The sequence below is a fragment of the Micromonospora sp. CPCC 206171 genome, from assembly GCF_036906755.1.
In the GTDB taxonomy this organism is placed as follows: Bacteria; Actinomycetota; Actinomycetes; order Mycobacteriales; family Micromonosporaceae; genus Micromonospora; species Micromonospora purpureochromogenes.
The window spans coordinates 328,943-344,803 of the sequence record NZ_JBAKHT010000002.1; the positions used below are offsets into that span (position 1 = coordinate 328,943).

General features: G+C 72.9%; 14 protein-coding genes. 8 read left to right on the top strand and 6 right to left on the bottom strand.

All coding sequences use genetic code 11. The annotated features are described in order from the left end of the window. Positions 1-42: 42 nt before the first annotated feature. Positions 43-1,161, bottom strand: a complete 1,119-nt coding sequence (locus V6U89_RS04230) for a GuaB3 family IMP dehydrogenase-related protein (RefSeq protein ID WP_088960331.1) — start codon at positions 1,159-1,161, stop codon at positions 43-45. Positions 1,162-1,191: 30 nt separating this feature from the next. Further along, a complete protein-coding gene (gene guaB / locus V6U89_RS04235) occupies positions 1,192-2,754 on the bottom strand; it encodes an IMP dehydrogenase (RefSeq protein WP_334569263.1) in 1,563 nt (520 codons plus the stop codon). A gap of 196 nt (positions 2,755-2,950) precedes the next feature. On the opposite strand from guaB, the gene V6U89_RS04240 reads away from it, so the two are divergent. Beyond that, positions 2,951-3,361 (top strand): DUF5319 domain-containing protein, encoded by a 411-nt coding sequence (locus tag V6U89_RS04240; RefSeq protein ID WP_334569265.1) that lies wholly within the window; start codon positions 2,951-2,953, stop codon positions 3,359-3,361. 35 nt (positions 3,362-3,396) lie between these two features. Here the strand turns inward: V6U89_RS04240 and V6U89_RS04245 are convergent, their stop codons facing one another. Beyond that, on the bottom strand, positions 3,397-4,215 hold the full coding sequence (locus V6U89_RS04245) for a helix-turn-helix transcriptional regulator (protein ID WP_334569268.1): 819 nt from the start codon (positions 4,213-4,215) through the stop codon (positions 3,397-3,399). Between the two features lie 254 nt (positions 4,216-4,469). Here V6U89_RS04245 and V6U89_RS04250 point away from each other — a divergent pair, with 254 nt between their 5' ends. After that, positions 4,470-4,853, top strand: coding sequence for a WhiB family transcriptional regulator (locus V6U89_RS04250; RefSeq protein ID WP_154941882.1), 384 nt, complete (start codon positions 4,470-4,472; stop codon positions 4,851-4,853). A 432-nt stretch (positions 4,854-5,285) separates the two neighbouring features. On the opposite strand, the gene V6U89_RS04255 is transcribed toward V6U89_RS04250, so the two are convergent. The 3 genes from V6U89_RS04255 to groES form a co-directional block, all read right to left on the bottom strand. Continuing rightward, a complete protein-coding gene (locus V6U89_RS04255) occupies positions 5,286-7,025 on the bottom strand; it encodes a molybdopterin-dependent oxidoreductase (protein ID WP_442933858.1) in 1,740 nt (579 codons plus the stop codon). A 128-nt stretch (positions 7,026-7,153) separates the two neighbouring features. Continuing rightward, entirely contained in the window at positions 7,154-8,794 is a 1,641-nt protein-coding gene (groL, locus tag V6U89_RS04260) for a chaperonin GroEL (protein ID WP_334569269.1), read from the bottom strand. 70 nt (positions 8,795-8,864) lie between these two features. Beyond that, positions 8,865-9,179 (bottom strand): co-chaperone GroES, encoded by a 315-nt coding sequence (gene groES / locus V6U89_RS04265; RefSeq protein WP_084757526.1) that lies wholly within the window; start codon positions 9,177-9,179, stop codon positions 8,865-8,867. A gap of 320 nt (positions 9,180-9,499) precedes the next feature. Here groES and V6U89_RS04270 point away from each other — a divergent pair, with 320 nt between their 5' ends. From V6U89_RS04270 to V6U89_RS04295, 6 genes are all read left to right on the top strand, one after another. After that, positions 9,500-10,687 (top strand): THUMP-like domain-containing protein, encoded by a 1,188-nt coding sequence (locus V6U89_RS04270; protein WP_334569270.1) that lies wholly within the window; start codon positions 9,500-9,502, stop codon positions 10,685-10,687. A 28-nt stretch (positions 10,688-10,715) separates the two neighbouring features. Continuing rightward, entirely contained in the window at positions 10,716-11,195 is a 480-nt protein-coding gene (gene ybaK / locus V6U89_RS04275; protein ID WP_334569271.1) for a Cys-tRNA(Pro) deacylase, read from the top strand. A 246-nt stretch (positions 11,196-11,441) separates the two neighbouring features. Beyond that, positions 11,442-12,539, top strand: coding sequence for a sugar ABC transporter substrate-binding protein (locus tag V6U89_RS04280; RefSeq protein WP_334569273.1), 1,098 nt, complete (start codon positions 11,442-11,444; stop codon positions 12,537-12,539). Between the two features lie 33 nt (positions 12,540-12,572). Next, on the top strand, positions 12,573-13,397 hold the full coding sequence (locus tag V6U89_RS04285) for an ATP-binding cassette domain-containing protein (protein ID WP_210775402.1): 825 nt from the start codon (positions 12,573-12,575) through the stop codon (positions 13,395-13,397). Then, positions 13,394-14,653: a sugar ABC transporter permease gene (locus V6U89_RS04290; protein WP_334569275.1), complete on the top strand. Its 1,260-nt coding sequence runs from the start codon at positions 13,394-13,396 to the stop codon at positions 14,651-14,653. The genes V6U89_RS04285 and V6U89_RS04290 overlap by 4 nt, the downstream gene beginning before the upstream one ends. A gap of 19 nt (positions 14,654-14,672) precedes the next feature. Beyond that, complete coding sequence (locus V6U89_RS04295; protein ID WP_334569276.1) at positions 14,673-15,854, top strand: ROK family protein; 1,182 nt, start codon at positions 14,673-14,675, stop codon at positions 15,852-15,854. The last annotated feature ends 7 nt before the right edge of the window (positions 15,855-15,861 follow it).

Below are 15,861 nucleotides of genomic sequence, written 5' to 3' on the forward strand. Positions count from 1 at the left end.
CCTAATCGGCGCGACCGGTGCATCGGGGCGGTTTTGTCCGGGTCAGCGGTCCAGGACCAGGCCGACCTTCTGGAACTCCTTGAGGTCGCGGTAGCCGCACTTGGCCATCGCGCGGCGCAGCCCGCCGAAGAGGTTGAGCTGGCCGTCCGGCTCGTCGGCCGGGCCGAAGAGCAGCTGTTCCATCGAGCCCAGCGGCTCGCCGGCGATCTCGAACGCGCCGCGCGGCAGCGACGGGTGGCTGGCGGCCGAGTGCCACCAGGCGCCACCGGCGGGCGCCTCCGCGCAGAGCGACAGCGCCTCGCCGAGCATCACCGCGTCCGCGCCGCAGCCCAGGGCCTTGGCGATGTCGCCGGAGGTCTGGATGTCGCCGTCGGCGATCAGGTGCACGTACCGGCCGCCGGTCTCGTCCAGGTAGTCGCGGCGGGCCGCAGCGGCGTCGGCGATCGCGGTCGCCATCGGCACCCGGATGCCCAGCACCGACTCGGTGGTCGACCAGTCGTCGCCGCCGATACCGACGATCACGCCGGCCGCGCCCGTCCGCATCAGGTGCAGCGCCGTCTTGTAGTCGGTGCAGCCGCCCACCACGACCGGCAGGTCGAGGTCGGCGATGAACTCCTTGAGGTTCAGCGGCTCATCGGTGGTCGAGACGTGCTCGGCCGAGACGATGGTGCCCTGGATGACCAGGATGTCGACGCCGGCGTCGAGGATCACCGGGGCCAGCGCCAGGGTGTGCTGCGGGGAGACCCGGACGGCCACCGTGCCGCCGCCGGCGCGCAGCTCGCGCACCCGCTCGGCGATCAGGTCGGGGCGGATCGGCTCGGAGTAGACCTCCTGGAGCCGCTTGGTCGCCCGGGCGTCCTCGCCGAGGCCGGCCAGCTCCTCCAGGACCTTGGTCGGGTTCTCGTACCGGGTCCACAGGCCCTCGACGTTGAGCACGCCGAGCCCGCCGAGCTGGCCGAGCCGGACGGCGGTGGCCGGGCTCATCGTGGCGTCCGACGGGTGCCCGACGCAGGGAATGCCGAACTGGTACGCGTCGAGCTGCCAGCTGGTGGAGACGTCGTCGACGTCCCGGGTCCGGCGGCTCGGCACGATGGCGATGTCGTCCAGGTGGTAGCCGCGCTGCGCGGTCTTGCCCAGCCCGATCTCGACCACGTCACGCATGGGGGACTCCAGGTGGTTGGGGGTGATGGGTCAGCGGGAGTGGTAGTTGGGCGCCTCGACGGTCATCTGGATGTCGTGCGGGTGGCTCTCCTTGAGCCCGGCCGCCGTGATCCGGATGAGCTGGCCGCGGCGGTGCAGCTCGGGGATGCTCTCCGCGCCGACGTACCCCATCGCGGCGCGCAGCCCACCGATGAGCTGGTGGGCGACCGCGGAGAGCGGCCCCCGGTAGGGCACCTGGCCCTCGACGCCCTCGGGGACGAGCTTGTCCTCGGCGAGCACATCCTGCTGGAAGTAGCGGTCCTTGGAGTAGGACTTGCCCTGGCCGCGGGACTGCATCGCGCCGAGCGAGCCCATCCCCCGGTACGCCTTGTACTGCTTGCCGTTGATGAAGATCAGCTCGCCGGGGCTCTCCTCGCAGCCGGCCAGCAGGCTGCCGAGCATCACCGTGTCGGCACCGGCCACCAGCGCCTTGGCGATGTCCCCGGAGTACTGGATGCCGCCGTCGCCGATCACCGGCACACCGGCCGGGCGGGCGGCCCGCGCGGCCTCCATGATCGCGGTGATCTGCGGTACGCCCACCCCGGCGACGATCCGGGTGGTGCAGATCGCGCCCGGGCCGACACCCACCTTCACGCCGTCGGCGCCCGCGTCGACCAGCGCCTTCGCCCCGGCGTACGTGGCGATGTTGCCACCGACGATGTCGATGCCGACGTCCTTCTTGAGCTGGCGGACCATGTCCAGCACCGCCCGCTGGTGACCGTGCGCGGTGTCCACGATGATCACGTCGACGCCGGCGTCCACCAGCGTCCGGGCCCGCTTGTACGCGTCGTCGCCCACGCCGACCGCCGCGGCGACCCGGAGCCGGCCCGCCTCGTCCTTGGTGGCGTTCGGGTACTGCTCGCTCTTGGTGAAGTCCTTGACGGTGATCAGCCCGCGCAGCCGGCCCGAGTCGTCCACGATCGGCAGCTTCTCCACCTTGTGCCGGCGGAGCAGGTCGAGGGCCTCGTCCTTGCTCACCCCGACCGGAGCGGTGATCAGCGGGGTACGGGTCATGATCTCGTGGACCGGGGTCTCCGGCGCGGAGACGAACCGCATGTCCCGGTTGGTGACGATGCCGACCAGCTGCCCGTCGCCGTCGACCACCGGTACGCCGGAGATGCGGTAGCGGCCGCAGAGCTCGTCGACCTCGCGGAGGGTGTCGTCCGGGCTGGCGGTCACCGGGTTGGTGATCATGCCGGACTCGGAGCGCTTGACCAGGTCGACCTGGAGCGCCTGGTCCTCCAGCGAGAGGTTGCGGTGCAGCACCCCGATGCCGCCCTGGCGGGCCATCGCGATCGCCATCCGCGCCTCGGTGACCGTGTCCATCGCGCTGGACAGCAGCGGCACGGTCAGCTCGATGTTGCGGGTGAGCCGGGTGCGGGTGTTGACCCGGCTGGGCACGACGTCCGACTCGCCCGGCTGGAGCAGCACGTCGTCGAAGGTCAGACCGAGCGGCACCACCCGCGCCGAGCCGGCCGGCAGCTCCGGCAGGTGACCACCCGGCTCGCCGTTGCCGACGCCGCCGGGAAGATCAGTGCTGGGCGAATTCTCCACGATTGCTCTCCTGAGCTGCTCGGACGGGCTTCAGCGAGGTGGCGCGCGCGGGCACCGGCGCACGCCGAGGTGACGGCGCGTCGCTTCATCGTACCCATTGAGCTGGGCCGGCCCCGGCGGTGCCGGCGCGGGTCGGCGAGGCCACAGGCGTGGCCGGGGGGACGCGTCCGGCGAGCGTTGGGACTACGGTGAGGGGGTGCACGACGAGCCCATCGACCCGTTCAACGGCGACCCGGCCGATCCGGCTGCTGGCCTGCACGATCCCCGTGAGGACGACCAGCTCGACCCGCTGACGGAGGTCGAGCGCCAGGACGTCCTGGAGGACCTGGCCGACCTGGAGATCTACCAGGCCCTGCTGTCGCCGATCGGGGTGCGCGGGCTGGTGATCGAGTGCGAGGACTGCCGCGAGCCGCACTACTTCGACTGGGACCTGCTCCGGGGCAACCTGCGCCACCTGCTCAGCTCCGGCCGGCCGCGGGTGCACGAGCCGGCCTACGACCCCGACCCCGACCACTACGTCACCTGGGACTACGCCCGCGGCTACGCCGACGGGGTGCACGACACGCTGACCGAGGCGGCCGAGGAGGAGTCCCCCTCCGACGACTGAGCCCGGACGGCTGGGCCCGAGCGCGGGCGGCCGGCTCAGGCGACCAGGCCGGCACGGAAACCCGCGGCCACCGCGTGCGCGCGGTCCCGGGCGCCGAGCTTGCGGAACAGCCGTCGGGCGTGCGTCTTGACGGTGTCCTCCGAGACGAACAGCTCCCGCCCGATCTCGGCGTTGCTCTTCCCCTCGGCCATCCCGAGCAGCACCTGGAGCTCCCGCTCGGTCAGTCCGACGGCGCCACGGCCGCTGCGCGCGCCGGGTGCGCCCCGCCGGCCGGTGGGCGCGGGCACCTCCGGCTCGGCGGCGGCCTCCGACTCGGCCTCGTCGTCGCCGCGCTGCACCGGCACCACCGACGGCCCCCCGGGCCCCTCGGCCGCGGACCAGCCCGGGCCCGGCTGGCCCGGGTTGCGCCCGGCCGAGGGCCGGGGCGGGGCGCCGACCGCGGCGGTGTCCCGGGCCGGGTCGGTGACCCGGTTCCGGGCCGTCCGGCCCGGCGCGGAGAGCAGCAGCAGCGCCTTGGCCACCGCGCTGGTCAGGTCGTGGTCGGTGCCCTGGATCAGACCCCGGGCCCCGGCGTTGATCGTCGCCGCGGCGGCCTCGGACTCCTCGGCGCCGAGCAGCAGCACGGCGGCCTGCGGCGCGCGGGCGAGCACCCGGCGGACGAAGCCGGCGCTGTCGGGTCGGGTGAGGGCGGTGTCGGCGAGTACGACGTCGACGGGGCGCTCGGCCAGCCGCAGCATCACCTCGGGGTCGGAGACGGCGGTCCGCACGACCGCGGCCAGGCCGAGCCGGGCGGCGGCCGAGGTCAACTGCTGCGCGGCGAGCGGTGTCCGGACGCAGACGAGAACGGTACGCACGGTGGTCTCCTCTCCGCAGAGAGCAGACCATGGCCGGCTGGGCCGGGGGGGAGGTTCCGGGCAATCCTCCGAACTTTTCCGACATCCAGGGCATATGCCGCGACTTGTCCGAGGTTTTCGATCACAGAAGTGTGAGTCGGGGAAAGGTCGGGTACCGAGACGCCAGGCCGGAAACGGTGCGCCTGCGCGGACCGCCGCCCGGACACCGGATGCGAACGAGACCTCCGCGGTGCCGCGCGGGAGGAGGGGTGCTGATGTCGAACGTACGTAGACTGCCCGGACCCATCGTCGACCTGTGGGACTGGCAGCGGCTCGGTGCCTGCCGGGGCCGCGACAGCGCGCAGTTCTTCCACCCCGATGGCGAGCGCGGCTCCTCACGGCTGCGCCGCGAGTCCGGCGCCAAGGCCGTCTGCCGGGCCTGCCCGGTCCGGGCCGAGTGCGCCGCCCACGCGCTGTCCGTCCGCGAGCCGTACGGCGTCTGGGGCGGCTTCAGCGAGTCCGAGCGGCTGCGGCTGCTCGCGCTGGGCTGGGAGGACCTGGCCGACCGCCGGCAGACCCGGGTCGACATCGCCCGGCTGGAGGCCCGCCTGGGCCGCCCCCACAAGTCCGCCGTGCCGGACCAGCGCAAGGTCGCCTGACCCGGCCGAGAGACCCCGACCGACGCCGCGCTCCGCAACCGGAGCGCGGCGTCGGCGCGTCTCAAGCCTGGGAATCTGGTTGGGCGGCCACGTCCCATCTGGTCCCACTCTGATCCGGTCCTGGTCCTGGTCCTGGTCCCCGTCCCGGTCTGGTCCCCGTCCCGGTCTGGTCCCCGTCCCGGTCTGGTCCGGGTTCGGGCGGCGGGTGGGTCGACGACGCTACGGACCTGATGAGGTGAACGGATCAGCCACGCCTGCCGCAGGGCGGTCGCCCCCCGGGTGCCGAACCGCGCCCGGTCCGGCCGCCGGGGCGACTCCGTTTGCGGCGCGTCGGGGTGTCGCAGCCGTCGGACACCGCGACACACCGCAAACGGCGAACTCGCGTGCGCGAACCGGTCAGGACCGGCGCACCCGGGGTGGCCGGGCCGGGGGTCAGCGGACGGTGACCTTGACCGTGTGCCAGCCGGTGGCGCCGTCCGGCTCGACCGGCTGCTCCCGACCGGTCTGCGTCTCGCCGGTGGCATCCGTCGCCCGCACCTGGAGGGTGTGCTCGCCCGGGGTGGCGTCCCAGCGCCAGGACCACTGCACCCAGGTGTCCACCGACACCGTCGGGGCGAGCGTCGCCGCCCGCCACGGGCCGCCGTCGACGCGTACCTCCACCCGGCTGATCCCCCGGTGCTGGGCCCAGGCCACCCCGGCCACCATCACCGGGCCGGTGCTGAGCCGGTTGCGCGGGCGGGGCGTGTCGATCCGGGACTGCGTCTTGACCGGTCCCCGCGCCGACCAGCCCCGCGGCACCCAGTACGCGTCGAAGTCGGCGAAGCTGGTCAGCTCCAGCTCGGTCACCCACTTGCACGCCGAGACGTAGCCGTACAGGCCGGGCACCACCATGCGGACCGGGAAGCCGTGCTCGACCGGCAGCGGCTCGCCGTTCATCCCGACCGCCAGCAGGGCGTCCCGCCCGTCCCGCAGCACCGCCGTCGGGGTGCCACAGGTCCAGCCGTCGACCGAACGCCCCACCACCTGGTCCGCGCCCTCCTCCGGGTCCGCCTCGTCCAACAGCTCCTTGAGGGGTACGCCCAACCACCGGGCGTTGCCGATCAGGCCCCCGCCCACCTCGTTGGAGACGCAGGCCAGGGTCACGTACCGCTCCACCATCGGCCGGGCGAGCAGGTCGGCGAAGCTCAGCTCGATCGGGTTGCGCACCCGCCCGTGGATGCGCAGCCGCCAGCTCTCCGGGTCGACCTGCGGCACCACCAGGGCGGTGTCGATCCGGTAGAACCCGGTGTTCGAGGTGACGTACGGGGCGAGCTGCGCCAGCGACAGGTCGGCGCCGGCCGGGACGACCGGGGCCGCCGCCGACGGGGTGGGCAGCGCGACCGCCCGGCGGGCCGCCGACACGCCCCGACGACCGGCGAGCCAGTGCCCGCCCAGCCCGGCCACGGCGGCCCCGCCGGCCAGCACGCCCACCCCGCGCAGGAACCGGCGCCGCGACTCCGGGTCGGTGGTCTCCAACGGCTCCCACCCGACGGGTGGACGGCTCACCGGATCGGGGCCGGGATTGCCTTCCGGACCGAAGGCGGGGTCGGGTGCCGGCTCCGCGCCGGCAGCCGGGCCAGGTACCGCCTCCGCGCCGGCGGCCGGGCCAGGTACACCCTCCGCGCCGGCGGCCGGGGCGGGCGCGGCCGGCGTCGACGGGCCGGGCAGGGGTGTCGGCGGGGTCCAGGGCCACGGGTCGACCGCCAGCGGGCCGGCGAGGAAGGCCCAGAGCACCAGCCCGCCGAGCCCGGCCCCGACCAGCGAGGGCAGCGCGTCGGCGGCATCCGCGCCGGCCCGGGTGAGGGCGGCGGCCACGCCGAGCCCGGCGAAGGCCGCGATGCCGGCCAGGCCGATCCACAGCCGGCGGACCGCCAGCACGCCGAGGAGCGCGGCGAACGCGGCGAGCAACAGCGCCGTCCCGACCAGCAGGGCGATCTTGTCGTAGGTGCCGAACAGGGTGATGGCGAACTGCTTCAACGGCTCGGGTACGACGTCCACGACCAGCCCGCCGACCGCGATCAGCGGGGCGGACCGGGGGCCGGTCAGGACCGCGACCGGCTCGGCGACGCCGATGGCCACGGTGGCGGCCGTGATCCCGGCGAGCGCGGCGAGGCCGCGGGGCGTGGTGCTCATCGGACCAGTGTTGTCGATCAACCGGACCGACCGCCAACCACGTCAGCGTTCCGTAATGCCCCCACGGACGCGTCAGGGCGCACCGTCTCCGCGGAGACGGTGCGCCCTGGGTCGGCGTACGCCGTGGGTCAGAAACCCGGGCCGTGCTGGTGACCGTGGCCGTGGCCGTGCCCACCGGCGGCGGCCGGCTCGGCCTTCTCCGGCTTCTCCACCACGAGGCTCTCGGTGGTGAGCAGCAGGCCGGCGATCGAGGCGGCGTTGGTGACCGCGTTGCGGGTCACCTTCACCGGGTCGATGATGCCGGACTTCACCAGGTCGACGTACTGGCCGGTGGCGGCGTCGAGGCCGTTGCCCCACTCCTTGCCGGCGACCTTCTGCACCACCACGTAGCCGTCGTGGCCGGCGTTCTGGGCGATCCAGCGCAGCGGCTCGACCAGCGCCTTGCGGACGATCGAGACGCCGGTCTTCTCGTCACCGGTCAGGCCCAGGTCGTCGGCGAGCACCGGCAGGACCTGCGCCAGGGCGGCACCACCACCGGGCACCGTGCCCTCCTCGACGGCGGCCTTGGTCGCGGCGATGGCGTCCTCGATGCGGTGCTTGCGCTCCTTCATCTCGACCTCGGTCGCCGCGCCCACCTTGATGACCGCGATGCCACCGGAGAGCTTCGCCAGCCGCTCGGCCAGCTTCTCCCGGTCCCACTCGGAGTCCGAGGCCTCGATCTCCTTGCGGATCTGCGCGACCCGGTCGGCGACCTCGGAGGACTGGCCGCCACCGTCGACGACGGTGGTGTTCTCCTTGTCGACCACGACGCGCCGGGCGCTGCCGAGCACCTCCAGGCCGACCTGGTCGAGCTTGTAGCCCAGCTCCGGGGCGACCAGCTCGGCGCCGGTCAGGATCGCCATGTCCTGGAGCATCGCCTTGCGGCGGTCGCCGAAGCCGGGGGCCTTCACCGCGCAGACCTTGATGGTCTTGCGGATCGAGTTGACCACCAGGGTCGACAGCGCCTGGCCCTCGACGTCCTCGGCGATGATCAGCAGCGGCTTGCTGTTCTGGAGGACCTTCTCCAGCAGCGGCAGCAGCTCCTCGATCGCCGAGATCTTCTGCGTGGTGATCAGGATGTACGGGTCCTCCAGGACCGCCTCCTGCGACTCCACGTCGGTGACGAAGTTCGGCGAGATGAAGCCCTTGTCGAACTGCAGACCCTCGGTCACCTCCAGCTCGGTGGTGAGCGCGGAGCCCTCCTCGACGGTGATGACACCGTCGCGGCCGACCTTCTCCATCGCCTCGGCGATCAGCTCGCCGATGGTGGCGTCCTGCGCGGAGATGGTGGCGACGTTCGCGACCGCCTCCTTGCTGGCGACCTCGACGGCCCGCTCGAGCAGCGCCTCGGAGACCTTGGCGGCCGCCGCGTCGATGCCCCGCTTGAGACCGGACGGGTTGGCCCCGGCGGTCACGTTGCGCAGGCCCTCGCGGACCATGGCCTGGGCCAGCACGGTCGCGGTGGTGGTCCCGTCGCCAGCGACGTCGTTGGTCTTCGTCGCCACCTCCTTGACCAGCTGCGCGCCGAGGTTCTCGTAGGGGTTGGTGAGCTCGATCTCCTTGGCGATGGTCACGCCGTCGTTGGTGATCGTGGGCGCACCGAATTTCTTGTCCAGGACGACGTTGCGCCCGCGCGGGCCGAGGGTGACCTTGACCGTGTCCGCGAGGGCGTTGACACCGTGCTCGAGCAGGTGTCGGGCGTCGTCCGAGAAGCTCAGGATCTTCGCCATGAATGTCCCTTCGAAGCGCCGTTGCCCCGGCCCGGCGAGCCGGACCGGGGCAACGACACTGATCGGTTGCTTACTTCTCGATGACCGCGAGGACGTCGCGGGCGGAGAGCACCAGGTACTCCTCGCCGGCGTACTTGACCTCGGTGCCGCCGTACTTCGAGTAGAGAACGGTGTCGCCGACCTTGACGTCGAGCGGCACGCGGTTGCCGTTGTCGTCGATCCGGCCCGGGCCGACAGCGAGGACGGTGCCCTCCTGCGGCTTCTCCTTGGCGGTGTCGGGGATCACGATGCCCGACGCCGTGGTGGTCTCAGCCTCGTTCGCCTGGACCACGATCCGGTCCTCGAGCGGCTTGATCGCAACCTTGGTCGCGGTAGTCACGGGCATACCCTCCTGGGGTACTGGTTTCGTTACCGGTCGACCGGAGCCGACCAGCGTCAATCTGCCACATGCCACCGGGCGGGGCCGTCGTCGCGGGTGCCGGTCCGCCTGGCGTTCAGCGCCCGCGCCGGATGGCCCGGGAGCTGGCACCCTCCGGGTGAGAGTGCTAATCGCAGGTTATTCCTCGGCTAGCACTCCGTCAAGGAGAGTGCCAGCGCGTCGGCGTCGAACGGCCCCGATCGACTCCCGTTTGCGGCGTGTCGGCCACCCGGCCGGTGAGCTGGGGGCGGAGGGGTGGGGGTGGGGCGGGTCGGGAGAATGGACGGGTGGACATCGACCAGCTCGCCGCGCTGCGTACCCCCGAGGGGTCGGCCGCGCTCGCCGCGGCGGCCGAGCTGGCCGGCGGCGACCCGCTGACCTCTGCCGCCGCGCTGCGCACCGCCGGGGTGCCGGCCGGGCTGGCCGCCGCCGCGCTGACCCAGGCCGAGCTGCGCCGCCGGGCGGTGGCCAAGTTCGGGCCGGAGGCCGTCGGGATGTTCTTCACCCGGGCCGGGCTGGAGCAGGCCACCCGCCGGCCGGTCGCGGACCGGCGCGCCGCGCGGCTGCGCGCCGCCGGTGTGCGCACCCTCGCCGACCTCGGGTGCGGCCTCGGCGCCGACGCGCTCGCCGCCGCCCGCGCCGGCATCCGGGTGTACGGGGTGGAGGCCGACCCGGTGACCGCCGCGATGGCCGCCGCGAACGCCGAGGCGGCCGGGCTGGCCGAGGAGTTCACCGTGGAGTACGGCGACGCGACGGCGTTCGATGTGACCCGGGTGGACGGGGTGTTCTGCGACCCGGCACGCCGCCGGGCGGGCACCGGCCGGCGGATCTTCGACCCGAACGCCTACTCGCCACCCTGGGACTTCGTCGTCCGGCTGGCCGAGCGGGTGCCGTACACGGTGGTGAAGGTGGCCCCCGGGATCGACCACGCGTTGATCCCGGCGGGCGCCGAGGCGGAGTGGGTGAGCGTGGACGGCGACCTGGTCGAGGCGGCGCTCTGGTGCGGCCTGCTCGCCGAGGTGCCCCGCCGGGCCACCGTGCTGCGCGGCGACGTCGCGCACCGGCTCACCGGCTCGGGCGCGGCGGAGGCGGCCGTCGGTCCCACCCGCCGCTTCCTGTACGACCCGGACCCGGCCGTGGTCCGCGCGCACCTGGTCGCCGAGCTGGCCGACACCCTCGACGCGACGATCGCCGACCCGAGCATCGCCTACCTGTACGCGGACACCCCGACCGCGACCCCGTTCGCTCGCTGCCTGGAGGTCACCGACGTGCTGCCGTTCTCGCTCAAGCGGCTGCGCGCGCTGCTGCGGGAGCGCCGGGTCGGCCGGGTGGAGATCCTCAAGCGCGGCTCGGCGCTGGAGCCGGAGAAGCTGCGCCGCGACCTGAGGTTGGCCGGCGACGCGGCGGCGAGCCTGGTGCTCACCCGGGTTGCGGGGGCGCCGACCGTGCTGGTCTGCCGGCCCGTCGCGAGCTGACGTCCGGCGTCCGGTTAGCGTGACCGGCATGGCGGGACAGGGCACTCCGGCGACGGCGCTGCTGGCGAAGCGGAAGATCCGGCACAGCACCCACCCGTACGACGTCTCCCCCGACGCGCCGAACTACGGCGGGCTGGTCGCCGAGGCGCTCGGGGTGCCGCCGCAGCGGGTGTTCAAGTCACTGGTCACCGAGGTGGACGGGGCGCTGACGGTGGCCGTCGTCCCGGTCACCGGCGAACTGGACCTCAAGGCGCTGGCCGCGGCCGTCGGCGGCAAGCGGGCGACGATGGCCGACCGGGCGGCCGCCGAGCGGGCCACCGGCTACGTCCGGGGTGGGATCAGCCCGCTCGGCCAGCGCAGGCGGCTGCCCACGGTGCTGGATTCCTCGGCGCTGGCGTACGACACCATCTACGTCTCGGCCGGCCGTCGCGGCCTCCAGCTCCAACTGGCCCCGGCCGATCTGATCGCGCTGACCGACGCCACCACCGCGGCCCTCGCCGCCCATTGATCAGTTCCGGCCGCCGCAAAAGGAAATCGGCACCGGTGTGGAAACAGATTCTCCACGCCGAAACCCGTCGGGCGGCAGAGCGGATCGGACCTGCGGAGATCGCGCCTTTTCCCGCGTTACGGGATCGTTACGGCGGTCCGCCAAACTCGTGAGCTCGGCAGTCTTGCGCCGCCGACACGGGTGGCAATACGTTGCCGCTCACAACAAACCAGCCTGCCACCACCACCCCCGAAAGGACCCGTGCAGATGCGCAAGGGCCTCCTCGCACTCACCGTCGTCGGCCTGCTGGCCGCCAACGGCGTGGCCGGTTGCGGCGACCAGCTCAGCGGCGGCGACGCGGCCGATGGCGCCAGGAAACCGAAGATCGGCGTGATCCTGCCCGACAGCAGGACCTCCGCCCGCTGGGAGGGCGCGGACCGCAGATTTCTCGAGGAGGCGTTCGACGCCGCCGGAATCGACTCCGACATCCAGAACGCGCAGGGTGACAAGAGCCAGTTCTCCAACATCGCCGAACAGATGATCACCAATGGCGCGACCGTCCTGATGATCGTCAATCTGGATTCCGGCACCGGCAAGGCGGTGCTGGAGAAGGCGCGGTCGCAGGGCATCGCCACCATCGACTACGACCGGCTCACCCTCGGCGGCTCGGCGCAGTACTACGTCAGCTTCGACAACGAGGCGGTGGGCAAGCTCCAGGGCCAGGGCCTGGCCCGGTGCCTGACCGAGCAGGGCGCCCGGAAGCCGGTCGTCGCCTTCCTCAACGGCTCACCGACGGACAACAACGCCACCCTGTTCAAGAACGGCTACGACTCGGTCCTCAAGCCGAAGTTCGACGCCGGGGAGTTCCGCCGCGGCCCGGACCAGTCGGTGCCGGACTGGAACAACGCCCAGGCCGGGGTCATCTTCGAACAGATGCTCACCCAGACCGAGGGCCGGATCGACGGTGTCCTCGCGGCCAACGACGGCCTCGGCAACGCGGCCATCTCGGTGCTGAAGAAGAACAAGCTCAACGGCAGGATCCCGGTGACCGGTCAGGACGCCACGACCCAGGGGCTGCGGAACATCCTCGCCGGCGACCAGTGCATGACCGTCTACAAGGCCATCAAGGACGAGGCGAAGGCCGCCGCCGACCTGGCCATCGCGCTGGCCAACGGGGAGCGGAAGGAGACCGGCCAGACGGTCCGGGATCCGGAGAGCGGTCGCGCCGTGGACGCCATCCTGCTCACCCCCAGGGCCATCTACGCCGACGACGTCAAGGACGTGATCGCCGACGGCTTCGTCACCCGGGACGAGGTCTGCTCCGGCGAGTACGCCAAGCTCTGCGCCGCCGCCGGCGTCAACTGACGGCATCCCTGCCGACGCGCAAAGGAGAACCCCGTGTCCGCCACCCCCCTGCTGGAACTGCGCGGGATCGACAAGAGCTTCGGTCCCGTGCAGGTCCTGCGTGACGTCGCTCTCTCCGTTCACCCGGGCGAGGTGACCGCGCTGGTCGGCGACAACGGCGCCGGGAAGTCCACCCTGGTCAAGTGCATCAGCGGTATCCACCCGACGGACTCCGGCGAGTTCCTCTTCGAGGGCCGCCCGGTCACCGTCAGCAGTCCCCGGGACGCCGCCGCGCTCGGCATCGACGTCGTCTACCAGGACCTCGCGCTCTGCGACAACCTCGACATCGTGCAGAACATGTTCCTCGGGCGCGAGAAGCGCCGCGGGATCGCGCTCGACGAACCCACCATGGAGCAGATGGCCGCCGAGACGCTCGCCGGGCTGGGCGTACGCAACCTCAAGTCGCTGCGCCAGCACATCTCCAGCCTCTCCGGCGGCCAGCGGCAGACCGTCGCCATCGCCAAGGCCGTGCTCTGGAACAGCCGGCTGGTCATCCTCGACGAGCCGACCGCCGCGCTCGGCCTCGCGCAGACCGCGCAGGTCCTGGAGATAGTCCGCCGGCTGGCGGACAACGGCCTGGCCGTGGTGCTCATCTCGCACAACATGAACGACGTCTTCGCCATCTCCGACCGGATCGCCGCCCTCTACCTCGGCCAGATGCTCGCCCAGGTGAAGACCACCGACATCACCCACTCGCAGGTCGTCGAGCTGATCACCACCGGCCGCTCCCGCCACCTCGGCCTGGGCGCCGGGCCGGACGCGGGCGGCACGCGCGACGGCAGCGAACCAGCCCACCTGACCCCGGGAGCAGTCCGATGACCACCACCCTCCTGCCGCGGGACGGGCTCGGGGCCGGCACCCCGACGCCGACCGTCGGCGAACACGTCCGCGACTACCTCGCCCGGGTACGCGGGGGCGACCTCGGCTCGCTGCCGGCCGTCATCGGCCTCACCGTGCTCTGCCTGGCCTTCGCGACCGTCCGGCCGGTCTTCTTCTCGGCGGCCAACTTCGCCAACCTGTTCACCCAGGGCGCCGCGGTCACCGTGATCGCGATGGGTCTGATCTTCGTGCTGCTGCTCGGCGAGATCGACCTCTCCGCCGGCTTCGCTAGCGGCGTCTGCGCCACCGTGCTGGCCAACGTGCTCAGCGTGCTCGGCTACCCCTGGTACGTCGCGGTCCTCGCCGCCATCGGCGCCGGGGTCCTCATCGGCCTGACCATCGGCGTCCTGGTGGCCAAGGTCGGCATCCCGTCCTTCCTGGTCAGCCTGGCCGGCTTCCTCGCCTTCCAGGGCATCGTGCTGCTCCTGATGAAGGAGGGCACCAACATCTCGATCGACGATCAGGTGATCATCGCGATCGAGAACAACTACGTGCCGCCGGCGATCGGGTGGCTGCTGGCCGGCGTCGCCGTCGCCGGGTACGGCGCCGTGCAGTTCCTGCGCCACCGCAACCGGGCCACCCGGGGCCTGGTCACCGAGCCGGTCGCCGTGGTGGCCGCCCGGGTCGCCGGGCTGGCCCTCCTGCTCGGCTGCGCCGTCGGAGTCCTCAACCAGGAACGCAGCATCAACACGGCGATCAGCTCGACCAGGGGAATGCCCGTGGTCGTACCGCTGATCGGGGCCCTGCTGGTCTTCTGGACCTTCGTGCTCAACCGCACCGCGTACGGCCGGCACCTGTACGCGGTGGGCGGCAACCCGGAGGCCGCTCGGCGGGCCGGGATCAACGTGGACCGCCTGAAGATCTCCGCCTTCGTCATCTGCTCCAGCATGGCGGCCGTCGGCGGCATCATCGCCGCCAGCAAGGACCGCTCGGTCGACCCGAACACCGGCGGCAGCAACGTCCTGCTCTACGCGGTCGGCGCGGCGGTCATCGGCGGCACCAGCCTCTTCGGCGGCAAGGGGCGGATGATCCACGCGGTACTCGGCGGCGCGGTGGTGGCTGTCATCATCAATGGCATGGGCCTGCTGGACCTCAGCTCCGGCCTCAAGTACACCTCGACCGGACTGGTGCTGCTGCTGGCCGCGGGCGTCGACGCACTGTCGCGGCGCCGTTCCGTCGCCACCGGCACGCGCTGACCACGGAGTACCGACAACGATGCGGGTAGGACCGAGCCAGGACGAGATCCGGCGGCAGAACCTCGGGGCTCTGCTGCGGCACGTGCACGTCCACGGCGCGACCTCCCGCGCGGAACTGACCACCACCCTCGGGCTCAACCGCAGCACCATCGGCGCGCTCACCGCCGACCTGGCCGGCGCCGGGCTGGTCAGCGAGGGGACGCCGAAGGAGACCGGTCGCGCCGGCCGGCCGTCGCTGGTCGTCCGGCCCGAGTCGGCCCGGGTCTACGCGTACGCGTACAGCATCGAGGTGGACCGGCTGCGGGCCGCGCGGGTCGGTCTCGGCGGTGAGGTGCTCGACCGCCGGGACCTGGACCGGCCGCGCGGCCTGGACGCCGGGGAGACCGCGCCGCTGCTGGCCGGCGCGCTCAAGGAGATGCACCAGCACGTGGCACCCGGCTCGCTCTGCGTCGGCGCCGGGGTGGCGGTGTGCGGCATGGTCCGCCGCGACGACGGGCTGGTCCGCCTCGGCCCGGCCACCGGCTGGGTGGACGAGCCGATCGGCACGGCGCTCGCCACCGAGCTGGGCATCGACGTGCCCGTCACGGTGGGCAACGTGGCGGACATGGCCGCCTTCGCCGAGCACGCCCGGGGCGTCGCGGCCGGCTGCGACAACGTCATCTACCTGTACGGCGACGTCGGCGTCGGGGCCGGCATCATCGCGGGCGGGCGGCGGCTCACCGGCCACGGCGGCTACGGCGGCGAGGTCGGACACATGGTGGTGGTCCGCGACGGCGCCCCCTGCGAGTGCGGCTCCCGGGGCTGCTGGGAGACCGAGATCGGCGAGCACGGGCTGCTCCGCGCCGCCGGCCGTTCGGACGCCCGCGGCCGCGACGCGCTGCTGGCCCTCTTCGACGCCGCCGACCGGGGCGACGCCCGGGCCCAGACGGCGGTACGCCGGGCCGGCGACTGGCTCGGCTTCGGGGTGGCGAACCTGGTCAACATCTTCAACCCGGAGATGGTCATCTTCGGCGGCACCATGCGCGACCTCTACCTGGCCGCCGCCGCCCAGGTCCGCAGCCGGCTCAACTCGATGGGGCTGCCCGCCTGCCTGGAACACGTCCGGCTGCGCACCCCCAAGCTCGGCGCGGACGCGGCGCTGATCGGCGCGGCGGAGCTGGCCTTCGAACGGCTCCTCGCCGACCCGCTCGACGCCGGCTGACCGGCGG

Bases quoted from the DNA above. Each gene is read 5' to 3' on its own strand.
- V6U89_RS04230 (WP_088960331.1), bottom strand. From the start codon at position 1,161: ATGCGTGACGTGGTCGAGATCGGGCTGGGCAAGACCGCGCAGCGCGGC.
- V6U89_RS04250 (WP_154941882.1), top strand. From the start codon at position 4,470: ATGTCGAACGTACGTAGACTGCCCGGACCCATCGTCGACCTGTGGGAC.
- V6U89_RS04255 (WP_442933858.1), bottom strand. From the start codon at position 7,025: ATGAGCACCACGCCCCGCGGCCTCGCCGCGCTCGCCGGGATCACGGCC.
- groL (WP_334569269.1), bottom strand. From the start codon at position 8,794: ATGGCGAAGATCCTGAGCTTCTCGGACGACGCCCGACACCTGCTCGAG.
- groES (WP_084757526.1), bottom strand. From the start codon at position 9,179: ATGCCCGTGACTACCGCGACCAAGGTTGCGATCAAGCCGCTCGAGGAC.
- ybaK (WP_334569271.1), top strand. From the start codon at position 10,716: ATGGCGGGACAGGGCACTCCGGCGACGGCGCTGCTGGCGAAGCGGAAG.
- V6U89_RS04280 (WP_334569273.1), top strand. From the start codon at position 11,442: ATGCGCAAGGGCCTCCTCGCACTCACCGTCGTCGGCCTGCTGGCCGCC.
- V6U89_RS04290 (WP_334569275.1), top strand. From the start codon at position 13,394: ATGACCACCACCCTCCTGCCGCGGGACGGGCTCGGGGCCGGCACCCCG.
- V6U89_RS04295 (WP_334569276.1), top strand. From the start codon at position 14,673: ATGCGGGTAGGACCGAGCCAGGACGAGATCCGGCGGCAGAACCTCGGG.